Genomic DNA, 19,909 nt, shown 5'->3' with positions numbered 1-19,909 from the left:
GTCTCCCGGGCTGTATCAATTGGGCTTGGTCAATTGTTCCGCCGGCATGGGGCAACGCTTGTCCAGCAGGGCCGTGAAGCGATCCGCCAGGCTGGTGCCGGCGGGGGCATCGGGCAGGTTGTCGATGCCGTTGCCGGCACAGCCGGCCAGGGTGGCGGCCAGTGCCAGGGCCAGGATGGAGCGGCGCAGGGACATGGCGGTCTCCAGGTGTGATCGATCAGTCATAGGCCAGGTCCCTGGCATTGAAGGGCCGTGCAGGCGAGGCGCCCAGGATGCGGTAGAGCACCGAGTTCATGGTGGCCACGTCATTGTCGAAGCCGCCGTGGGATCGGCTGGTGCTGGCGGCCCTGGCCTGTTCCGGGTTGCCCTCGGAGTCCTTGGTGAGGATCAGGTGGGGCAGGCCGTTGGCATCCACGCCCTGGTAGGCCGTCCGCATGGCCTTGTCCTTTGCCAGGAAGCAGTTCATGCCCAGGATGGGGGTGCCGCGCTTCTTCTCGCAGGCGTTGGACACCAGGTAGAGCAGGGACTTGCCGTACACCAGCTGCCCGCCCACGGTGTCGTCCAGCTCGGCGGCGTCGGAGAGCAGGTACATGACGGGCAGGGGGCACTGGCCCTGGGTGGCGGGCTTGAACACCTTGTCGCGGAACACGTCCAGTTCCACCGCCGGGGCCAGGAACTGCACGCTCTTGAGGGGCAGTTCCAGTTCCAGGATGTGGCGCAGCATGTGGGCGAAGAAGATGCTGCCGGCGGAGTGGGCCACCACGTGGAGTTCCCAAGGTTTGCCCCCCTTGCCGCCGCTCTTGCCGGCCTGGCGGATGTAGCTGGCCAGGAGCTGCATGGCGCCCTGCTTGTCCCGGTGGTCCGAGGCCAGGCGGGCGTTTTCCTTCATCTCGCCCCAGATCCTGCGCAGGGGAAAGGCCAGGCTGCGCTCGATCATCCAGTCCCGGCCCTCGCCCACGCTGTCCAGCAGGCTGCGGCCGGAGAGCTTGTCGGCGTTGGTGAACCAGTCGCCGAATTGGCTGGTGAGGGATTCCATGAAGCCGGTTTCCCACATCACGTGCAACGGATAGATCTCATTGGCCAGGCAGGGGCCACGCATGGCGGCGATGCGCTTGGCCGCGGATTTCTCGTTGTTGAGGCCCCCGTGCAGGTAGAGCATGACCCGGCTCTTCTTCCAGCCGGCCGTGGCCCGGGGGATGTCATGGGTGACCAGACGTTCCAGGTCTTCCGCCGTGGTCCAGTAGTCTCCGTTGTTGGACAGCTCGCCGTTGTTGCCCACGTCGATGACGTAGGGCCGCAGGCTGTCCAGGGTGAGGGCGGGCAGGGCGCGGGAGGAACCTTCCGAGATGATGGCGTTCTTCTTCTCCTCCTCCGCCCACACATCCACGCTCACCGGCACACCCAGTTGGGCCACCCACACGTCCGTGGCGTGGAGCATGTAGTCTTCGTAGGGCAGCAGGGCAAAGCCCCCCGCGCCCCAGCCGGTGCCCCAGGAATTCTGGATGACGAAGCCCTGCTCCGTGTAGCCGACGATGGCCACGGCATGGCCGCTGTCGGCGCGGCCCTGGCGGGTGATGACCGGCAGCTTCAGGGTGGTCTTGCGGGTACCGTTCACATATGCCACGGGCACGGTCCTGGGGCCGGGTTCCATCCAGCCGTCGTGGACCATGAGGGTGGCGTAGAGAATGCCTACTTCCGCCAGGGCGGCATGCATGTCCCGCACCTGGCGGTGGTTGACGCGGTAATAGGCGCCGCCGGGGCATTTCATGGCGTCCCGCACCACGTCCTGGTTCATGTGCCTGGTGCCGTGCTGGGTGTCCTTCCACAGGGTGCGGCGGGCCACGCCATGGCGCAGCCAGCCTTTCATGGCGCCCCGGGCGGAGGAGCCTTCGTACCACTCTCCCGGCCATTCGTCGTAGCGCCGGGCCATCTCGTAAAGCATGCGCGGGCTGACGCGCCGGTCCTGGCCCTGGTTGTGCAGCAGGAAGTTGGCCACCGCCGCCAGGGCGAAGCCGGTGCAGGCGCCTTCCTGGCCCTGGTCCAGGATTTCCGGCACCCGGGCGCAGTTCACCAGCACCGGCGGCACGGGCAGCAGGCTGGGCTGGTAGATCCAGTCGCGGATGTCGATGCTGTCCGGCAGGGCGTTGAGGGAGGCCTTGCGTGCAGCCCAGTTCTTGAGCAGGGCGCTGCTCCTGGCTGCCTTGGTCGAGGGGGTCTTTGATGCGCTTTTGCCGCGGGTCTTGCTGGCCATGGAATGTCCTCCTTGAGTGCCTGTAGGCTGTTTATGAGGACAGATAGCGCAAGGGCCGTGCCATGCCGAGCATGGCCACGGTCCGCATGTTTTCAGGGGCTTAGCGTGGGCGGGGGGGTGGGGAGTGGGTCATGGGCGACCCGATTGGATCAAGTGGGTACATGTCCCCGGGTCGTTCATGACCCAGGGTTGGGTGGGGCGTGAACCGGATGGGAGGCCGTGTCCGGCCTCGCCACCCGATGAAGCTCAGAGCACCTTCACCTCCACCTTGCGGGGCTGGGCGTGTTCCGCCTTGGGGATGCGCAGGGTCAGCACGCCATGGTTGAACTCGGCCCCCACCTTGGTGCTGTCCAGTTCCTTGGACAGGGTGAACACCCGGCGGTAGCGGGGCAGGCTCACCTCGGCATGGGTGGCCTCCATGCCCTCGGGCATGGCCAGGTCGATCTCGCCCTCGATGCTGAGGGTGTCCGCCTCCACGTGCAGGTGGAGCTTGTCCTTGGGCACGCCGGGCAGGTCGGCGTAGAGGGTGATGCCGTTGGCGTCTTCGATCACGTCCACGGGGGGCATGAGTGAGGCTTCCGGGCGGGCGGTTTCGGCTTGCTTGGTGTCGGCCATGGTTTCGTCCTCCTTGCTGGATGGCTTATTGAACAGTGATACGGCGGGGTTGGGCGGCTTCCTGGCGGGCGATGCTGATGTGCAGCACGCCGTCCCGGTACCGGGCCTCCACGGCATTGGGGTCCACGTCGTCGGGCAGGGTCACCACCCGGCGGAAGGGGCCGGCGAATCGTTCGTCGATGTGCACGGCGGCCTTCTCGGGGGCCTCCAAGGCCTTGCGCTCGCCGGCGATGGTGAGCACGCCCTTCTCGATCTGCACGTCCAGGCTGGCCGGGTCGATGCCTGGGGCGAAGGCGTAGATTTCCACCGACTTGGGCGTGCCGCCCACGTTCATGGCGGGGAAGCCCCGGGTCAGGCCCCGGATGCTGGGGGACCACTCGGAAGCCTGCTGCATCTCCCGCTGCAGGCGGTCCAGTTCCGCGAAGACGTCGCGGGGAAACAGGGTACGGTACATCATGGTTCTATCCTCCATGGTCAGGTCATGGACGCCATCCGGCGCCCTTGCCATCCAATGTAGGTACGGCCTGACGGAGTTCAATATCTTGATCTTGGGCATGTAGCTACCATGTAACGTGAGGCTCGCCGTGCCCCCGGCCCGGCGAATGACTTGTGATTTTTCAGAGGCCAGCATGCAATTCAAGGACTATTACGAGACCTTGGGCGTGCCCCGGGACGCCACGGCGGAGGACATCAAGAAGGCCTTCCGCAAACTGGCGCGCAAATACCACCCGGACGTGTCCAAGGAAAAGGACGCCGACGCCCGCATGAAGGACGTGAACGAGGCCTATGCAGTGCTCTCGGACACGGAGAAGCGGGCCGCCTATGACCAGTTGGGCCAGGGCTACCGGCCCGGCCAGGACTTCCGGCCGCCGCCGGACTGGGACGCGGGCTTCGAGTTTTCCGGCCACGGCTATTCGCCCCACGGGTTTTCTTCCAGCGAGGCGGCGGATTTCTCGGATTTCTTCTCCGAGTTGTTCGGCCGCATGGGCGGCGCGGGCTTTCATGCCCAGGGCACGCACCATGGAACACAGTTTCGTGCCCAGGGGGAGGACCACCACGCCAAGGTGCTGCTGGATGTGGAAGACGCCTTTACCGGCGCCACCCGCCAGCTCGGCCTGCGGGTGCCCCAGGTGGACGCCCAGGGCCGGGTGACCCTGTCCACCCGTACCCTGAACGTGAAGATTCCCAAGGGTGTGCGCGCCGGCCAGGTCATCCGCCTGGCGGGGCAGGGCGCGCCGGGCATGGGGGGCGGTCCCGCTGGCGACCTGCTGCTGGAGGTGCAGTTCAATCCCCATTCCCGTTTCCGCGTGGAAGGCCGGGACCTGCACCTGACCCTGCCCGTGGCCCCCTGGGAGGCCGCTCTGGGGGCGGTCATCAACGTGGACCTGCCGGGTGGTTCGGTGAAGGTGCGCATCCCGGAAGGGGCCCAGAGCGGCAGGCAGCTTAGGGTGCGGGGCAAGGGCATCCCCGGCGAGCCGGCGGGGGACCTGCTGCTGGACATCCAGGTGGCCTTGCCGCCGGCCGATACGGTCAGGGCCAGGGAACTCTACGAAACCATGGCCCGGGAGATGGCCTTCAATCCCAGGGACAACACCCCCCATGGAAGGAGCTGAGCCATGCGTGAAGAAGACATCCTGACGGGCTGCCTCATGGAGGAGAGCTGGCTCACCCTGGAGCAGGTGGCCGCCGCCTGCGCCGTGGAGCCTGCGTGGCTGTTGCGGCACCTGGACGAAGGTCTGTTCCCCCACGCGGAAAGCGTGGCCGGCGTGTGGCGCTTCTCCGGCCCGGCCCTGCTGCGGGCCCGGCGCATGCGCCAGCTGGAGCGGGATTTCGAGGCCGTGCCGGAGCTGGCGGCCCTGGTGGCCGACCTGCTGGAGGAGATGGACGACATGCGCGCGCAATTGCGCTGCCTGGGGAGGATGCCATGAGCATGCGCTTCACGGCCTTCTTGGCGGCCATGATCTTCCTGATGCCGTCCGCATGGGCCCAGGATGGTGGCATCGAGAGCCTGCGCCAGACGGGCAAGGCCTTTTCCACCGTGGCGAAGAAGGTGGCGCCATCGGTGGCCTTCATCCAGGTGGAGGAGCGTTCCGTTGTGGAAGAAGAAGGAAACCGGGCTTTTCGGGACGATCTGTTCCGGCGGTTCTTTGGCGATGATTTCCCCGGGTTGTCGCGCCGCTCCGGCCCCCGCAAACCGCGCCACACCATCGGCCAGGGCTCCGGCTTCGTGTTCGCCACCAAGGAGGATAGGACTTACCTGCTTACCAACAGCCACGTGGTGGAGGATGCCCAGAGCATCCGCGTGAAGTTCCAGGACGGACGGGAGTTCGACGCCCGGGTGAAGGGCACGGACCCCAAGTCCGACGTGGCCGTTCTGGAGGTGGCTGCCCGGGGGCTGCCGGCCTTGCAGTGGGGGGATTCCGGCAAGCTGGAAGTGGGGGAGTGGGTGGTGGCCATGGGCAATCCCTTCGGCCTGTCCCACACCCTCACCACCGGCGTGGTGAGCGCCAAGGGGCGCACCAGCCTGGGCATCAACGACTACGAGGACTTCATCCAGACGGACGCGGCCATCAACCCGGGCAACTCAGGTGGGCCCCTTTTGAACCTGGACGGGGAGGTGGTAGGCATGAACACCGCCATCTTCAGCCGCAGCGGCGGCTATATGGGGGTGGGCTTCGCCATACCCAGCAACCTGGCCCGCACCATCGCCGAGCAACTCCTGGCCCGGGGCAAGGTGGTGCGGGGCTACATCGGCCTGGCGGTGCAGCCCCTGACCAGCGACGTGGCCGAGGCCCTGAAGCTCAGCGAGCCGCGTGGCGTGCTGGTGAATCAGGTGTACGCCGATTCTCCCGCCCAGCAGGCAGGCATCCGCCCTGGGGACGTGCTGCTGAGCTTCGATGGCCAGGGCCTGGACGATGGCGGCCATTACCGCAACCGGGCGGCCCTGGCCCGGCCGGACAGCCAGGTGCGGCTGGGCCTGCTACGGGACGGCCTTCCCCTGGAGGTGCGGGTGAAGGTGGGCCGGCTGGAAGAGTCCGCCTCGGAACGTGCCGGGGCGGTCCAGGCCCTGGGTCTGTCCGTACGGGGCCTCACCCCGGAGGAAGGCCGCCGCCTCCGGCTGGGGGAGGCCATCATCGTCACCGCCGTGGAGCCCGGCTCCCTGGCCGCCCTGGCGGGCATGGGCCCGGGAACCCTGATCCTGGAAGTGAATCGCAAGCAGGTAGGTACCCCCACGGCTTTTGCCACGGCCCTGGCGGAATCCGAAGGCAGTGTGTTGCTGCGTGTCGCCGCCAACGGCCGCAGCCGATATGTCACCTTGCGCTGGCGCTGAACAATCATCAAGGAAAGCTCCCTAAGCCATGCCTACCCAAGACCGTTTCCTCGTCCGGCTATTCTGGCTCACCCTGGCGGCGGCTCTGCTGCTCATCCTTTGGCGGGGGGGGCCGGACATAGGCGGCTGGCTGGCGAGCAAACCCGACGCCACACCTCGCTCGGTCACCGCCCGGGGTGACCTGGCGGCGGACGAACAGGCCACCATTCAGTTGTTCGAGCAATCCAAGGATTCCGTGGTGTTCATCACCACCCGCGCCGAGGTGCGGGATTTCTGGACCCGCAACGTCTTCTCCGTTCCCCGGGGCACCGGCTCGGGCTTCATCTGGGACGACGCCGGCCACGTCATCACCAACTACCACGTCATCGAGAAGGCCAGCGAGGCCACGGTAAAACTGGCGGACGGGCGCAGCTTCAAGGCGGCCCTGGTGGGGGCCTCGCCGGCCCACGACATCGCCGTTCTGAAGATCGGCGTGGGCTTCAAGCGGCCGCCCCCCGTGCCCGTGGGCAGCAGCGGCGACCTGAAGGTAGGGCAGAAGGTCTACGCCATCGGCAACCCCTTCGGCCTGGATTGGACCCTCACCAACGGTATCGTCTCGGCCCTGGACCGCTCCCTGGGGGGCGAGAACGGTCTGACCATTGACCATCTGATCCAGACCGACGCGGCCATCAACCCTGGCAACTCCGGCGGCCCCCTGCTGGATTCAGCCGGCCGCCTCATCGGCATCAACACCGCCATCTACAGCCCCAGCGGCGCCAGCGCAGGTATCGGCTTCGCCGTGCCCGTGGACACGGTGAACCTGGTGGTGCCGGAACTGATCCGCGACGGCAAGATCATCCGTCCCGCCCTGGGCATCGAGGTGGATGAGCGCCTCAACCAGCGCCTGGCCCGATTCGGCGGCACGGAAGGCGTGGTGATCCTGCGGGTGGCGCCCGGCTCGGCGGCGGAGCAGGCCGGCCTCAAGGGGGCCACCATCACCCGGGACGGGGGAATCGTGCCGGGAGACATCATCATCGCCATCGAGGGCCAGCCCGTGGACGGCCTGGGCAAGCTGTTCAGCCGCCTGGACGACTACAGCGTGGGGGACACGGTGAAAGTGACCGTGCGCCGGCAGGACAAGACCGTGGAGGTGCCCGTCACCCTGCAGCCTGGCGCTTGATGGCCGGGCTGAGTGCGAGCCGGCAAGCCCAGGTGTGAATTCTTTGTCGCATTGACCCCGCCCTGGTGTGGCCGCACTTCCCCGCGCCTCGCATCGCATCCCGCGGGCAAACGGCGCGGGGCATGCGTCCTGCTGAAATAGCCTTTTAGAATGCAAACATTGCCGAAGAGAGCACAGTTCATGTTTATTTCGTCCGGGTCGGAGCCGATGTGATTGCATTGCTCAAGACCCTGTTTGCCAAGCACGCGCCGGTGCCCGAGCCCGGCGAGGCCGACTGGGATAGTGCCCTATCCCTGCCTCTGTTCCATGGCTTGAACCTGGAGGAGCGGCAACGGCTGCGGGCCCTGGCCCTGGATTTGTTGCGGGGCAAGCGATTCAGTCCTGTCGCCGACGCGGTACCCACCGGTCTGGACATCGCCGTCATCGCGGCCCAGGCTGCCCTGCCCGTCATGAACCTGGGGGCCAACTGGTACAAAGGCTGGAACGAAGTGGTGCTTTATCCCGCCGAGTTCGTCCACGAGGGAGACGAGACGGACGAGATCGGCGTGGTGCACAAGGTGCGCCATGTGCGCACGGGAGAGGCCTGGGAGGGCGGCCCCCTGGTGCTGGCGCTGGATTCGGTCCGGGCCTCTGGCCAGCTGGAAGGTTACAACGTGGTGATCCACGAGTTTGCCCACAAGCTGGACATGAACAATGGCACGGTGAACGGTTTCCCGCCCATGCACGGGGACATGAAGGCCGAGGACTGGTCAGCGGTCTTTGGCGCCGCCTATGGGGATTTCTGCGGCCGTCTGGAGGCCATGGAGAATGAGGAGGCATCCGTGCTGGATCCCTATGCGGCAGAGAGTCCGGCGGAATTCTTCGCCGTCATGTCAGAATATTTCTTCGAATGGCCGGAACTGGTGGTGGACACCTACCCGGCTGTATATGAGCAACTGAGCCGGTTCTACCGTCAGGATCCCCTGGGACGATTTTCAAGACACTTTGGCACCATGAGCGGAGCGAGCGAATGACCCTGCAATACCACGACCACAGGCATGAGGCGGATGTCTGCGAAAAATGCATCTTCGATACCGACCTGCATCACTTCGAGGCGGACGTGATCGAGGCCTCCAGGCATCACCTGGTGCTGGTGGACCTCTGGGCCGAGTGGTGCGGCCCATGCCATTTCCTTTCCCCCGTGCTGCAGAAGGTGATCCCCACCTACGACGGCAAGGTGCGCCTGGCCAAGGTAGAGGTGGACGAGGGCGACAACATGAAGCTGGCAGGCCGCTACGGTGCCCGGGGCTTCCCTACCGTGCTGCTGTTCAAGGATGGCGAGGAGAAGGCCCGCTTCCATAGCGCCAAGCCCGAGCACTTTGTGCGCCAGTTCATCGAGGAGCACCTGGCCTGAAGCCCGCCACGCCTGGCATCTCCCTGCGCGCCCGGGAGATCGAGCCTTTCCGCGTCATGGCCATACTGGCCCGGGCCCGGGAACTGGAGGCCCGGGGGCGGGACATCGTCCATCTGGAAATCGGCGAGCCGGATTTCGCCACGCCGGCCCCCATCGTGGCGGCAGGCATGGACGCCCTGCAGGCGGGACTTACCCACTACACCCCGGCCCTGGGACTGCCGGCGCTGCGCCAGGCCATCGCCGCCTACTATGGCACCCGTTACGGCGCTGCGGTGGACCCGGAACGGGTTTGCGTGACGCCTGGCGCCTCCGGCGCCCTGCTGTTGGCCATGGCGGCCCTGTTTGATCCCGGCGAGGAAGTGCTCATGGCGGACCCGGGCTACCCTTGCAACCGGCACTTCGCCCGGCTGGTGGAAGCCAGGGGGGTGGGCGTTCCAGTGGGCCCGGAAAGCCATTTCCAGCTCACCGCCGAACTGGTGGACCGGCATTGGCGGCCCCAGACCAGGGGCGTTCTGGTGGCCAACCCGGGCAATCCCACCGGTACCCTCATCGCCCCCGGGGAACTGGCAGCCATCCACGAGGTGGTGCGGAAGCGGGGTGGGGTGCTGCTGGTTGACGAGATCTACCACGAGCTGGTCTACGGCGATTCCCCCCCCAGTGCCGCCGGCCTGGGGGAGGACGTGGTGGTCATCAACAGCTTTTCCAAGTACTTCCTGATGACTGGCTGGCGCCTGGGGTGGATGCTGGTGCCTCCGGCCCTGGTCCCGGCGGTAGACCGGCTTGCCCAAAACATCTTTCTTGCCGCGCCCACGGTGGCCCAGCATGCTGCCCTGGCCGCGCTGGCGCCCCAGACGCGCCCTTTGCTGGAGGCGGCGAAGGCAGAACTCGGGAACCGGCGGGATTGGCTGTTTCCCCAGTTGAAGCACCTGGGCTTCGATCTGCCCGTCATGCCGGATGGGGCGTTCTATATCTACGCGGGTATCGATGCCTTTGGTGAGGAGGCCGAAGGCCTGGCTGAGCGTTGGCTCATGGAGGCTGGCGTGGCAGTCACGCCGGGCACGGACTTCGGCTTGCACTTGGCAAGCCGGCATGTCCGCTTCGCCTACACCACCTCCATGGAACGGGTCCGGCAGGCGGTGGAGCGACTGGAAAAAGTCTTAGGCTGACTGCCGACGGCGCAGGAACGCAATACCAGCCAGGCCCAGGGGCAACAACGCCAGGGTGGCGGGCTCCGGCACGCCAGCGGGCGGAGGGTCGACCAGGATGCTGTCGTTGGCGCAGTTCTGGGTCCAGTGGATATCGAAGGCGCTTTCCCCATCCCAGCCCGCCTGCTTGAGCAGGTTCAGCCCGATGCTCATTTCATAGAAATAATGGGTGTCATTTGCCCACTCTCCATAGCCCTTCTGTCCGGTGGTCGTGTAGGTCAGCGTGGCCAGGCCAAGGTAATCGCCGTCCATCAGATAGGTGGGGTGGTCCGGGTCGGGATGGCTGGGATCATGGGCGCCGGAGGCATTCCACAACCCGTATGCCCACTGGGCGTTGCCGTATACCCCACCCTCGTCGCCCCAAGCCTCCTTGCCGCTGGTCGTCATGTGCTTGATGTTGATGCCCATGTCAAAGTCGCCGTCCTTGCCGAAATCGAACGCGAAATCGCCCGCGCCGTAGCTGTTGGCGCTCGGCTTGTTCAGGGTGTTCGGGTTATGGCCGGTGGCCAGGGCGACAAAGAGCTTCCATTTGTTGTCTGAATCCTTGGCGATCGTGGTGTAGATGGCCTCAGCGTCGTAGGCCTGACCACCATAACCGGGGTTCAGGAAACTGGAGTGCTGGTCCTCGACAGTGAACTGGATGTCGCTGCCCGCTGTTGGATTCCAACCGACAGCACCCACATTTTTCTGGACGCCCCAATCACTTAGGTCTCCGTCGATAGTGAACGCTTGTGCGCCTGCGGAGGCCGCCATGGCGGAAACAAGCACGAGAGTGGATAGGGTGGAACGCATCATTGCCTCCAGAGGGTTAACGGTCTGATAGGCAAACAGCAGGAATGGTGCCAGCCAGTAAAGGCTATTTATATCAATATGTTACGCATGATTATGCGTCTGGGGATGGAAGTTGGATTGATTGTTCGTGGACACCTTTGCCGAGAAATTGTCACCTTGTGAACACAATTGGCTGCAAGCAGCCCCTGGTGAGGGTGATAAAAAAGCCGGCCCGAAGGCCGGCTTTCATGCGCGCTATACCAATTACTTGGCGGGAGCGGCAGCAGCGTCGGCGGGAGCGGCAGCAGCGTCGGCGGGAGCGGCAGCAGCGTCGGCGGGAGCGGCAGCAGCGTCGGCGGGAGCGGCAGCAGCGTCAACGGGAGCGGCAGGAGCGGGAGCTTCCATGGCGGGGGCAGCAGCCTCGGGAGCGGGGGCTTCTTCTTTTTTGCCGCAGGCAGACAGAGCAACGGCCAGCAGAGCAGCGAACAGAACGGAGTATTTCATTGGGTATTCCCTTAACGAAGTTGATCAATCCATTAATCAACCGGCACGCGAGATGCGCACCAATCGACGCGAAAATTCTAGCAAATTATTGTAGTTGTGCTAGAGGGTTTACGGGCTTGATAGAAGTATTTTTTATATCTCGGCGATTTGATAGAAATAATTTTCTATCAAACTATTAGGTAGCCTGCACGGTACCAAACGTAAACAATTTCCACCAATTCCTCCTGGATATTGATGGGGGGGAGGTGTCGGTGGTCAGCCAACTGGCGCAGGGTATTGGCAATGCCGGCCGCAGCCAGCAATTGCTCGCCGTTTATGAAAAATGAGCGTCCGCGAAATAGCAGTTGGGTGCGGGGGTCCAGTCGTAAACCTTTCCTGGCGATGGTTTGTTTGAATGCGTTAAGGGTCAGGGGGCGCGCCGGAGGATCGAAAAAGACATGGGCTTTGGGTTCGCTGAGGTAGCGGCCCAGAAATTCCTTGATGGATCGTTTGTTCCAGCGGGTTCGGTTTATCGTCGCCTCGGTCCAGTCCAACAGGCGGGTTGGAATTTCCCCGGGGTGGCGCGTGGGTTTCAGGCCCGGGTCGGCGTAAATGCCAGCCACATCCAGGTGGTCCTGCAGGTGGTTGAGGAATTGGCTGACCACCTCCTGGGCGGTGGGGGAGCGAAAACCCACTGACCAGGTCATGCATTCTCCCAGGGCGATACCATTGTGGGCGAAGCGGGGCGGCAGATAGAGCATGTCCCCCGGTTCCAGTTCCCAGGAACGGGTAGGCTCGAATTGCCGCAGGATGCGCAGCGGGGCCCCCGGCACCAGGGACAGGTCCGTCTGGTCGCTGATTTCCCAGCGACGGCGGCCCAGGCCCTGGATCAGGAACACATCGTAGGAGTCGAAGTGGGGGCCCACGCCGCCGCCCTTGGGCGCGAAGCTGACCATCAGGTCGTCCAGGCGGGCTCGGGGCACGAAATCGAAGGCATTCAGCAACGCATCGCCTTCGGGCATGAGGTGGTTGACGCCGGAAACCAGCAGGCTCCAGCCCTTGGCCGGGAGGTTTTCCAGTTCCTCCGCCGCAAAGGGGCCATGATGGAGATGCCAGGCTCCACGCTTGTACTGCACCACACGGCTTTCCGCGTCCTCGCGACAGGCAAGCCGGGTTAGACCATCCCTCCCCAGCCAGCCGCCGAACCCCGGAAGGGCCTGGCGTACCAGCAAGGGTTGCTTTTGCCAATATTCGGCCAGGAATATGGCCGGGCTCATGCCCCCCAGCAATCTCGACAGGGAGAAGGCATCCATGGAAAAGCTGGGAGTAGTGTCGGAGGCTTTGCTCATATAATGCCCGGGCTCTGTTTGATGAGGATTCGAGATGCTGAACGAAGGCGCCATCAAGGCGGGTGACCGCGCGCCAGACTTTGAACTGCCGGACGCAGACATGTCCGTCTGCCGGCTTGCAGACTGCCTGCAGGGAGACCAGGCCGGCACCTTGGTGCTGTTTTTCTATGTACGGGATGATACGCCTGGCTGCACCACGGAGGCCATCGAGTTCAGTGACCTGGAAATGGATTTCGCCCGCCAAGGCGCCACGGTACTGGGCGTTTCCCGGGACGATTGCATTCGCCATGGCGCCTTCCGGGACAAGCACGGCATCAGCGTGCGGCTCCTGGCCGACAAGGACGGCATCGCCTGCCGGGCCTTCGGCGTCCTGGTGAACAGGGAAGTGGACGGGGTCATGCGGGAAGGCGTGGTCCGCTCCACCTTCGTCATCGACAAGCAAGGCATCGTCCGCCATGCGCTCTACGGAGTGAACGCCAAGGGTCATGCGGCGGAAGTATTGAAACTCGTGCGGGAACTGTGAAATGCAAATTGGCAAAGACACGGTGGTCACACTGACCTACCAACTGACCACCCTCGCCGGCGACATGCTGGAAGAGGCCACCCATGACAACCCAGCCGCCTATCTCCATGGGGGATACGATGGAATCTTTCCCAAGGTGGAAGCGGCCCTGGAGGGCAAGGGGACCGGCGAGGCCCTGGACCTGTTGCTGGAGCCGGACGATGCCTTCGGCGAATACGACGCGGAGCTGGTGCGTGTGGAACCCGCCCATCTGTTTCCCGAGAACGTTTCTGTGGGCATGCAGCTGGAAGGCAGCAGCGAGGACGGCCACCACCATTTGCTGTACACCGTGACGGACATCGCCGATGGCAAGGTGGTAGTGGATGGCAACCATCCCCTGGCGGGCCAGTCCCTGCGCCTGCAGTGCCGGGTGGAGGACGTGCGGGCGGCCAGCGGGGAAGAGGTGGCCCACGGCCACGTCCATGGTCCTCACGGGCACCAGCATTAACCCCTTGTAAAATCCAACCCCTTTCATCAAGGCCCGATTCGACATGAAGGTGACCTTTCTCGACTTCGAACAACCCATCGCCGAACTTGAAGCCAAGATCGAGGAATTGTCCGAAGTGCGCGGCGACCCGGGTCTGGACATCTCGGAGGAGATCGAGCGTCTGCGCAAGAAGAGCGCGACCCTGACCAAGCAGATCTACGCCAAGCTCAATGCCTGGCAGATTTCCCAGGTGGCCCGCCATCCCCAACGCCCCTACACCCTGGACTACATCCAGAATCTGTTCAGCGAGTTCGAGGAACTGCACGGCGACCGCGCCTATGCGGACGATCCTGCCATCGTCTGCGGCGTGGCCCGCTTTGGCGGGGAGCCCGTGGTGGTCATGGGCCACCAGAAGGGCCGAGACGTGAAGGAACGCCAGTACCGCAACTTCGGCATGCCCCGTCCGGAGGGCTATCGCAAGGCCCTGCGCCTGATGCACATGGCGGAGAAATTCCGCATGCCAGTGCTTACATTCATCGACACCCCCGGGGCCTACCCGGGCATCGGCGCGGAGGAGCGGGGCCAGTCGGAGGCCATTGCCCGCAACCTTTACGCCATGGCGGAACTGAAGACGCCGATGATCTGTACCGTCATCGGCGAGGGCGGTTCCGGGGGGGCCTTGGCCATCGGCGTGGGCGACCGGGTGCTGATGCTGCAATACGCCACCTATTCCGTCATCTCGCCAGAGGGCTGTGCTTCCATCCTGTGGAAGAGCGCCGAGAAGGCGCCTCTGGCGGCCGAGACCCTGGGCATCACCGCCAACCGTCTGAAGACCCTGGGGCTCGTGGACCAGGTGGTCAGCGAGCCCGTGGGCGGTGCCCACCGGGAGCCTGAGACCATGATGGAAAGCCTGCGCAGCGCCCTGTCCGATGCCCTCAATGAGGTGCGCGAACGCCCCCTAAACGCCCTGCTCAACGACCGCTACGCCCGCCTAATGGGGTATGGCAAGTTCAAGGAAGGGCGTGCCTGACCCTGGCGGAGAAGCCCAGCGGGCCATCGCGGCCTGTCTTGCAAGATTCCTGCCCGCAGGTGGGCGGCTGGCCGTGGGTTACTCCGGAGGACTGGATTCCACGGTACTGCTCCATGCCCTGGCGGGCCTGAGACAGCTGCATCATCTATCCGTCTCGGCGGTGCATGTGCATCACGGGCTGTCACCGCAAGCGGACGCCTGGGCGGCTCATTGCCAGGGCGTGTGCGATGCCCTGGAAATTCCCCTTACCGTGCATCGCGTACGGGTGAATCCCGCGGGCCAGGGCCTGGAGGCGGCAGCCCGTCAGGCACGCTACCAGGTTTTCTCGACACAGGATGCGGACGCCATTCTGCTGGCCCAGCACCAGGACGACCAGGCCGAAACCGTGCTGTTGCAACTCCGCCGTGGGGCCAGCGCCAAGGGCATGTCCGCCATGCCCGAGTGCAGACAGCTCGTGCCAGGCAAGCTACTGTTGTTGAGGCCCTTCCTGGGGCTCACTCGCACCCAGCTGGAGGCTTTTGCCAAGGCACATGGCCTGAGCTGGGTGGAGGATGAAAGCAACCTGGACCCCAGCCTTGCCCGCAATCATGTGCGCCATACCCTGCTGCCCCTCCTGGATGCCGTGGTTCCCGGCATGTCCCCGGCCCTGACCAGGGCGGCGGAGCAGTTCGCGGAATGGTCGGCATTGCTGGACGCCCTGGCGGACAGCGATGGCGCCTCTGCCCTGGACCATAGAGGCCTGGATACGTCGATCCTGTCAAATTTGCCGGAGGCCCGCGCCCGCAACCTGCTGCGCCGGGTACTGGAGCAGGCGGGGGTCCAGGTGCGCCGGGCGCCCCTGATGGAGGCCACCCGGCAACTGCGGGAGGCGTGCGCCAACAGCCAGGTGCGTGTCGATTTCGGCGGGGCCAGCGTGGCTCGATTCCAGGGGCGGGTCCAGGTGGTGCCCAGCGCCATGTATGCCCCGGTGCCGGACCTCGGCAAGCCCTGGCGGGGCGAGGTCCAACTCGATCTGGGGTTGGCGGGATGGCTGGATTTCAAGGCCCGGGAAGGGGCTGGAGTCGAACTCCTCGGCCATGACGTCCTGGTACGCCATCGTAGGGGCGGTGATCGCCTGAGGTTGAGGCCCGGGCAGCTGGCCAGGCCCGTGAAGGACCTCCTGCGGGAGGCGGGTATCCCGCCCTGGCTGCGCCCCTGGCTGCCCGTGGTGGAAGTGGATGGCCGGGTGGCCTGGGTGGGCGGACTTGGGGAGAACACCGAATGCCGGGCCGGGCCGGGCAGGCCCGGCTGGCTTATCGCGTGGGCGCCGCCGTGGTGATCACGCCGTCCATGCCCAGACGGCGCATCTCGGCCTGGGCCTTTCCCGCCTCCTGACGGTTCAGGAAGGGGCCCACGTGCACCCGGGTCTCGGTGCTGGCCCGGATGCCTTTTTCCTTCAGGCGCCGCACCAGCTCCTCCGCCCGAGCGGGACTGCTGAAGACACCGATCTGCACGACGAAATGGCCGCTGGCCGAGGTGGCGGGTAGTGCCGGTGCAGGCTGGACGTGGGGTAGCGGCAAGGGTGTGGTCTGGGTTGGCGCATGGCCTGGCCTGGATGGGGGAGAATCCGGGATGGAGGCGGGCAGGCGAGGTGCATTGCTCACCCGGGGCGGGGGCGGTGCCTCCTGGGGGACTGCGGCCTCGTTGGGCTCGGCCTGGGGTGCGGATTCCTGCGGCGCTTCCGACATGGGTTCAACCTGGGGCAGGGCAGGTTCCGGCGTCTGGGCCGGCCGGATGGGAGCGGGTTGGGTCGTGGGAATAGCCGCCGTCTTCGACGGTGCCTGCTTGCCCTGATCCAGCCACCACAGTCCTCCTAGGGCTGCGGCGGTCACCAGACCGGCTACAGCCAGTCGAGCCAGGGCTTTTTTCTTGACGTCCTCGTTGTCCGGCAGGTCGTTTTCCGACGCCATTCAGGTCTCCTCAACATGCCCGCCGACGGGGCGGATCGCCTTTATTTTAGGGGCGTTTCGTGGTACCTTGCGCGCGCTTTTTTGCATCAATTCAACATCTTTCCTTCCAACAAATCCCGGAGAAATTCAACGTGGCTACCCAACGCACGCTTTCCATCATCAAACCCGACGCCGTAGCCAAGGATGTCATCGGCAAGATCTATTCCCGCTTCGAGACCAACGGCCTGAAGATCGTCGCCGCCAAGATGGCCTGGCTGTCCCGCACCGAAGCCGAGGGTTTCTACGCCGTGCACAAGGAGCGCCCCTTCTTCAAGGATCTGGTGGACTTCATGATGTCCGGCCCCGTGATGATCCAGGTGCTGGAAGGTGAGAACGCCATCGCCAAGAACCGGGAACTGATGGGCGCCACCGACCCCAAGAAAGCCGAACCGGGTACCATTCGCGCCGACTTCGCCCAGAGCATCGACGCCAACGCCGTGCATGGTTCCGACGCCCCCGAAACCGCCGCCGTGGAAATCGCCTACTTCTTCCCCGCCTGCGAGATCTTCTCACGCTGAGATCCCATTGAGCCGCGTCAACCTGCTGGATTTCGATCTTCCCAGCCTCACCGCCTTCTTTTCCGAGATCGGTGAGAAGCCCTTCCGCGCCCGCCAGGTCTTGCGGTGGCTGCATCAGTATGGGGTGGACGATTTCGAGCAGATGACGGACCTGGCCAAGTCCCTGCGGACCAAGCTGCCGGAGGTGGCGGAAATCCGTCCGCCCCATCTGATGCAAGAACAGGTGTCGGACGACGGCACCCGCAAGTGGCTCCTGGAAGTGGGGCCCAACAACCGGGTCGAGACCGTCTTCATCCCCGAGAACGAGCGCGGCACCCTATGCGTGTCCACCCAGGTGGGCTGTGCCCTGGAGTGCGCCTTCTGTTCAACGGGTCGGCAGGGCTTCAACCGCAACCTGTCCGTGGCGGAGATCATCGGCCAGCTGTGGTGGGCCAACAAGGCCATGGGCCGGGATCCCAAGGGTGAACGCATCATTTCCAACGTGGTTCTCATGGGTATGGGCGAACCCCTGCTCAATTTCGACAACACCGTGGTGGCCTTGTCCCTCATGCTGGACGACCACGCCTACGGTCTGTCCAGGCGGCGGGTGACGGTGTCCACATCGGGCATCGTGCCGGCCATGGACCGGCTGAGGGAAGTTCAGCCCGTGGCCCTGGCGGTGTCCCTCCATGCACCCAACGATGCCCTGCGGGACCAGCTGGTGCCCATCAACAGGAAGTATCCCCTGAAGGAATTGATGGCCGCCTGCAAGCGCTATCTGGACAACGCACCCCGGGATTTCATCACCTTCGAGTACGTCATGCTGGCCGGAGTGAACGACCAGCCGGAACATGCGGAGCAATTGTTGTCACTTACCCGGGATGTGCCCTGCAAGTTCAATCTGATTCCTTTCAACCCGTTCCCCGACTCGGGCTTCAAGCGCTCCTCGGCCGATGTGGTGCGCCGCTTCGCCCACCGGCTCATGGCCGAGGGCAAGATTTCCACCACCCGCAAGACCCGTGGTGACGACATCGACGCTGCCTGCGGCCAGCTGGCGGGCCAGGTGGAGGACAAGTCCAGGCGTGTCAAGCGGCGCGAGGTACAGCCCATGGAGTTCACGGCATGAAGCGAGTCCTGGCATCGTTGGTCCTCCTCGGTATGGCTGCCTGCGCCCCCGTGCCACCTGCAGGTGGCGGTTCCGGCCCGGAGAGTCCTCCCGGTAGCAGCAGCCTGTACCGTGCCAAGGTGCATGCGGAACTGGCTGCCGGCTATTACTCCCGGGGCCAGTATTCCGTGGCTCTCAACGAGGTGAACATCGCCCTGGCCGCTGAACCCGACTATGCCCAGGCCTACAACATACTGGCCCTGATCCGGGCCGCGTTGAGGGAGGACAAGGAGGCCGAGACAGCCTTCCGTCGCGCCATATCGTTACAGCCCCAGAATCCCGAGGCCCATAACAATTACGGCCTGTTCCTTTGCCAGCGCGGCAGAATGGATGAGGCCCTGGGCCACTTCGAACAGGCCCTCGGCAATCCCCTCTACGCCACCCCGGAGACCGCCCTGGTCAACGGTGGCGCCTGCACCTTGAGCCAGGGCAACCTGGCCAAGGCGGAGGTGTATTTCGCCCGGGCCCTGCGGCAGGCGCCCAACCTGGGATCCGCCCTGCTGGGCATGGCCGAGGTGGATTTTCGCGGCCAGCGCCTGCTGGCGGCTCGGGGCAAACTGCGCCAGTTGTCTAACCAGGGGGAATTGAGCGCCCAGGCCCTTTGGCTGGGGGTGCGAGTGGAACGCGCCCTGGGCGACAGGGCGGCGGAGAACAGCTACGGGGCCCAGTTGCGGCGCCGTTTTCCAGAATCCCTTCAGACCCAGTGGTTGATCATGGGCCAATATGATCAATCTGGAGGCCTGCTATGAGAGAACTGCTCAGGCCTGGCTACGGCCAGGCTTTGGCAAGCGCCAGGCTTGTCAAGGAGTTGTCCCTTGCAGACGTGGCTGCCAAGCTCAAGCTCACGGTGCGCCAGGTGGAAGCCCTGGAATCTGAGGACGTGGCCCACCTGCCCGGCGACGTCTTTCTGCGGGGTTTCGTGCGCAATTACGCCCGGCTTGTGGACCTGGATGCGGATGAACTCATCGCCCCCATGGATGCCCAGGCGGCAGTTTCTGAAACCATCACGGCCCACAGCGAGGGGGTCACCATGAGTTCCGGGGGCCTCAGGCGTTGGCTCCTGGTGCCCCTGCTGATCCTGGGTGTGTTCGTCATATTCGTGGCGGTGCTCTACCAGTGGCTGCGCCAGGGTGAGGATGCCCTGGTGCCCCAGACCGCCGTGGAGACCACCACCGCTGTGGTGACCCGAACCTTGCCGGTTTCCTCGGATGCCGGCCAGCGACAAGGCGAGGTGGTGTTGCCCCAGCCTTCCACTGTGGTGGATAGGGCCGATGCCGATGCCGATACGATCCCTCCCGCCCACACTGCGCCGTCACCCGTCTCCAAGGCGTCCAACGTGTCTCCTCCCTCGGCCCCCGTGGTGGTGGAATTTCCAACCAAGCCCGTCCTCGCCGACGAAGAATCGCTGGCAAAAACTAAGGAATCGCCGAAGCAAGGTGACACCGGCGTCCATATGCTGCGCTTCCTGGCCTCCCAGGATGCCTGGATCCAGGTGGTGGACGGCAGTGGCAAGCGTTTTTCCAAGCTGATCCGCGCCGGTGGCGTTGACAGCATCTCCGGCGCGGCCCCCTTCAAGCTGGTGGTGGGGGAGGCGGCCCAGGTGCGTCTGACCTATGACGGCCACCCCATCGATCTGACGCCCTTCATCGGCCAGAAAGTGGCCCGCCTTACCCTGGAATGACC

General features: G+C 64.9%; 23 protein-coding genes. 15 read left to right on the top strand and 8 right to left on the bottom strand.

The window, feature by feature from the left end; genetic code table 11:
• Positions 1 to 15: 15 nt before the first annotated feature.
• The 4 genes from H6935_03330 to H6935_03315 form a co-directional block, all read right to left on the bottom strand.
• Positions 16 to 225: a hypothetical protein gene (locus tag H6935_03330; protein ID MCP5277376.1), complete on the bottom strand. Its 210-nt coding sequence runs from the start codon at positions 223 to 225 to the stop codon at positions 16 to 18.
• Complete coding sequence (locus H6935_03325; protein MCP5277375.1) at positions 218 to 2,251, bottom strand: peptidase C1; 2,034 nt, start codon at positions 2,249 to 2,251, stop codon at positions 218 to 220. Before H6935_03325 ends, H6935_03330 begins: the two co-directional genes overlap by 8 nt.
• A gap of 246 nt (positions 2,252 to 2,497) precedes the next feature.
• The gene (locus H6935_03320; GenBank protein ID MCP5277374.1) at positions 2,498 to 2,866 is read right to left on the bottom strand and encodes an Hsp20/alpha crystallin family protein; all 369 of its coding nucleotides are present in this window, start codon (positions 2,864 to 2,866) and stop codon (positions 2,498 to 2,500) included.
• 25 nt (positions 2,867 to 2,891) lie between these two features.
• Positions 2,892 to 3,323, bottom strand: coding sequence for an Hsp20/alpha crystallin family protein (locus tag H6935_03315; protein ID MCP5277373.1), 432 nt, complete (start codon positions 3,321 to 3,323; stop codon positions 2,892 to 2,894).
• Positions 3,324 to 3,495: 172 nt separating this feature from the next.
• On the opposite strand from H6935_03315, the gene H6935_03310 reads away from it, so the two are divergent.
• From H6935_03310 to H6935_03280, 7 genes are all read left to right on the top strand, one after another.
• Positions 3,496 to 4,479: a DnaJ domain-containing protein gene (locus H6935_03310; protein MCP5277372.1), complete on the top strand. Its 984-nt coding sequence runs from the start codon at positions 3,496 to 3,498 to the stop codon at positions 4,477 to 4,479.
• 3 nt (positions 4,480 to 4,482) lie between these two features.
• Entirely contained in the window at positions 4,483 to 4,794 is a 312-nt protein-coding gene (locus H6935_03305; GenBank protein ID MCP5277371.1) for a MerR family transcriptional regulator, read from the top strand.
• Complete coding sequence (locus H6935_03300) at positions 4,791 to 6,197, top strand: Do family serine endopeptidase (protein ID MCP5277370.1); 1,407 nt, start codon at positions 4,791 to 4,793, stop codon at positions 6,195 to 6,197. Before H6935_03305 ends, H6935_03300 begins: the two co-directional genes overlap by 4 nt.
• 28 nt (positions 6,198 to 6,225) lie before the next feature.
• Complete coding sequence (locus H6935_03295) at positions 6,226 to 7,356, top strand: trypsin-like peptidase domain-containing protein (protein ID MCP5277369.1); 1,131 nt, start codon at positions 6,226 to 6,228, stop codon at positions 7,354 to 7,356.
• Positions 7,357 to 7,565: 209 nt separating this feature from the next.
• The gene (locus H6935_03290) at positions 7,566 to 8,369 is read left to right on the top strand and encodes a zinc-dependent peptidase (protein MCP5277368.1); all 804 of its coding nucleotides are present in this window, start codon (positions 7,566 to 7,568) and stop codon (positions 8,367 to 8,369) included.
• Positions 8,366 to 8,749 carry a thioredoxin gene (locus H6935_03285; protein ID MCP5277367.1) on the top strand — a complete coding sequence of 128 codons (384 nt, stop codon included), beginning with the start codon at positions 8,366 to 8,368 and terminating at the stop codon, positions 8,747 to 8,749. The genes H6935_03290 and H6935_03285 overlap by 4 nt, the downstream gene beginning before the upstream one ends.
• A 56-nt stretch (positions 8,750 to 8,805) precedes the next feature.
• Positions 8,806 to 9,915 carry a pyridoxal phosphate-dependent aminotransferase gene (locus H6935_03280; protein ID MCP5277366.1) on the top strand — a complete coding sequence of 370 codons (1,110 nt, stop codon included), beginning with the start codon at positions 8,806 to 8,808 and terminating at the stop codon, positions 9,913 to 9,915.
• Here the strand turns inward: H6935_03280 and H6935_03275 are convergent.
• The 3 genes from H6935_03275 to H6935_03265 all read right to left on the bottom strand — a co-directional run bounded on the left by H6935_03275 (position 9,907) and on the right by H6935_03265 (position 12,521).
• Complete coding sequence (locus tag H6935_03275; protein MCP5277365.1) at positions 9,907 to 10,362, bottom strand: PEP-CTERM sorting domain-containing protein; 456 nt, start codon at positions 10,360 to 10,362, stop codon at positions 9,907 to 9,909. The genes H6935_03280 and H6935_03275 overlap by 9 nt on opposite strands.
• Before the next feature lie 627 nt (positions 10,363 to 10,989).
• Complete coding sequence (locus H6935_03270) at positions 10,990 to 11,229, bottom strand: hypothetical protein (GenBank protein MCP5277364.1); 240 nt, start codon at positions 11,227 to 11,229, stop codon at positions 10,990 to 10,992.
• Between the two features lie 167 nt (positions 11,230 to 11,396).
• On the bottom strand, positions 11,397 to 12,521 hold the full coding sequence (locus H6935_03265) for a cupin domain-containing protein (GenBank protein ID MCP5277363.1): 1,125 nt from the start codon (positions 12,519 to 12,521) through the stop codon (positions 11,397 to 11,399).
• 70 nt (positions 12,522 to 12,591) lie between these two features.
• On the opposite strand from H6935_03265, the gene H6935_03260 reads away from it, so the two are divergent.
• From H6935_03260 to tilS, 4 genes are read left to right on the top strand one after another with little or no spacing between them, the layout of a single operon-like run.
• Complete coding sequence (locus H6935_03260) at positions 12,592 to 13,080, top strand: peroxiredoxin (protein MCP5277362.1); 489 nt, start codon at positions 12,592 to 12,594, stop codon at positions 13,078 to 13,080.
• A 1-nt stretch (position 13,081) separates the two neighbouring features.
• Complete coding sequence (locus tag H6935_03255) at positions 13,082 to 13,567, top strand: peptidylprolyl isomerase (GenBank protein ID MCP5277361.1); 486 nt, start codon at positions 13,082 to 13,084, stop codon at positions 13,565 to 13,567.
• A 43-nt stretch (positions 13,568 to 13,610) separates the two neighbouring features.
• On the top strand, positions 13,611 to 14,576 hold the full coding sequence (locus H6935_03250; protein ID MCP5277360.1) for an acetyl-CoA carboxylase carboxyltransferase subunit alpha: 966 nt from the start codon (positions 13,611 to 13,613) through the stop codon (positions 14,574 to 14,576).
• Positions 14,569 to 15,894 (top strand): tRNA lysidine(34) synthetase TilS, encoded by a 1,326-nt coding sequence (gene tilS, locus H6935_03245; protein MCP5277359.1) that lies wholly within the window; start codon positions 14,569 to 14,571, stop codon positions 15,892 to 15,894. The genes H6935_03250 and tilS overlap by 8 nt, the downstream gene beginning before the upstream one ends.
• On the opposite strand, the gene H6935_03240 is transcribed toward tilS, so the two are convergent.
• Positions 15,869 to 16,525 carry an SPOR domain-containing protein gene (locus tag H6935_03240; protein ID MCP5277358.1) on the bottom strand — a complete coding sequence of 219 codons (657 nt, stop codon included), beginning with the start codon at positions 16,523 to 16,525 and terminating at the stop codon, positions 15,869 to 15,871. The genes tilS and H6935_03240 overlap by 26 nt on opposite strands.
• Before the next feature lie 131 nt (positions 16,526 to 16,656).
• Here H6935_03240 and ndk point away from each other — a divergent pair, with 131 nt between their 5' ends.
• From ndk to H6935_03220, 4 genes are read left to right on the top strand one after another with little or no spacing between them, the layout of a single operon-like run.
• Positions 16,657 to 17,082 (top strand): nucleoside-diphosphate kinase, encoded by a 426-nt coding sequence (gene ndk / locus H6935_03235; protein ID MCP5277357.1) that lies wholly within the window; start codon positions 16,657 to 16,659, stop codon positions 17,080 to 17,082.
• Positions 17,006 to 18,187 (top strand): 23S rRNA (adenine(2503)-C(2))-methyltransferase RlmN, encoded by a 1,182-nt coding sequence (gene rlmN / locus H6935_03230; GenBank protein ID MCP5277356.1) that lies wholly within the window; start codon positions 17,006 to 17,008, stop codon positions 18,185 to 18,187. The genes ndk and rlmN overlap by 77 nt, the downstream gene beginning before the upstream one ends.
• Positions 18,184 to 18,975, top strand: coding sequence for a type IV pilus biogenesis/stability protein PilW (pilW, locus tag H6935_03225; GenBank protein MCP5277355.1), 792 nt, complete (start codon positions 18,184 to 18,186; stop codon positions 18,973 to 18,975). The genes rlmN and pilW overlap by 4 nt, the downstream gene beginning before the upstream one ends.
• The gene (locus tag H6935_03220; GenBank protein MCP5277354.1) at positions 18,972 to 19,907 is read left to right on the top strand and encodes a helix-turn-helix domain-containing protein; all 936 of its coding nucleotides are present in this window, start codon (positions 18,972 to 18,974) and stop codon (positions 19,905 to 19,907) included. Before pilW ends, H6935_03220 begins: the two co-directional genes overlap by 4 nt.
• The last annotated feature ends 2 nt before the right edge of the window (positions 19,908 to 19,909 follow it).

This window comes from Thiobacillus sp., from assembly GCA_024235835.1.
Lineage (GTDB): Bacteria > Pseudomonadota > Gammaproteobacteria > Burkholderiales > Thiobacillaceae > PFJX01.
Note: the sequence above shows the minus strand (reverse complement) of the source record. Positions and strands in the feature narration are given on the sequence as shown.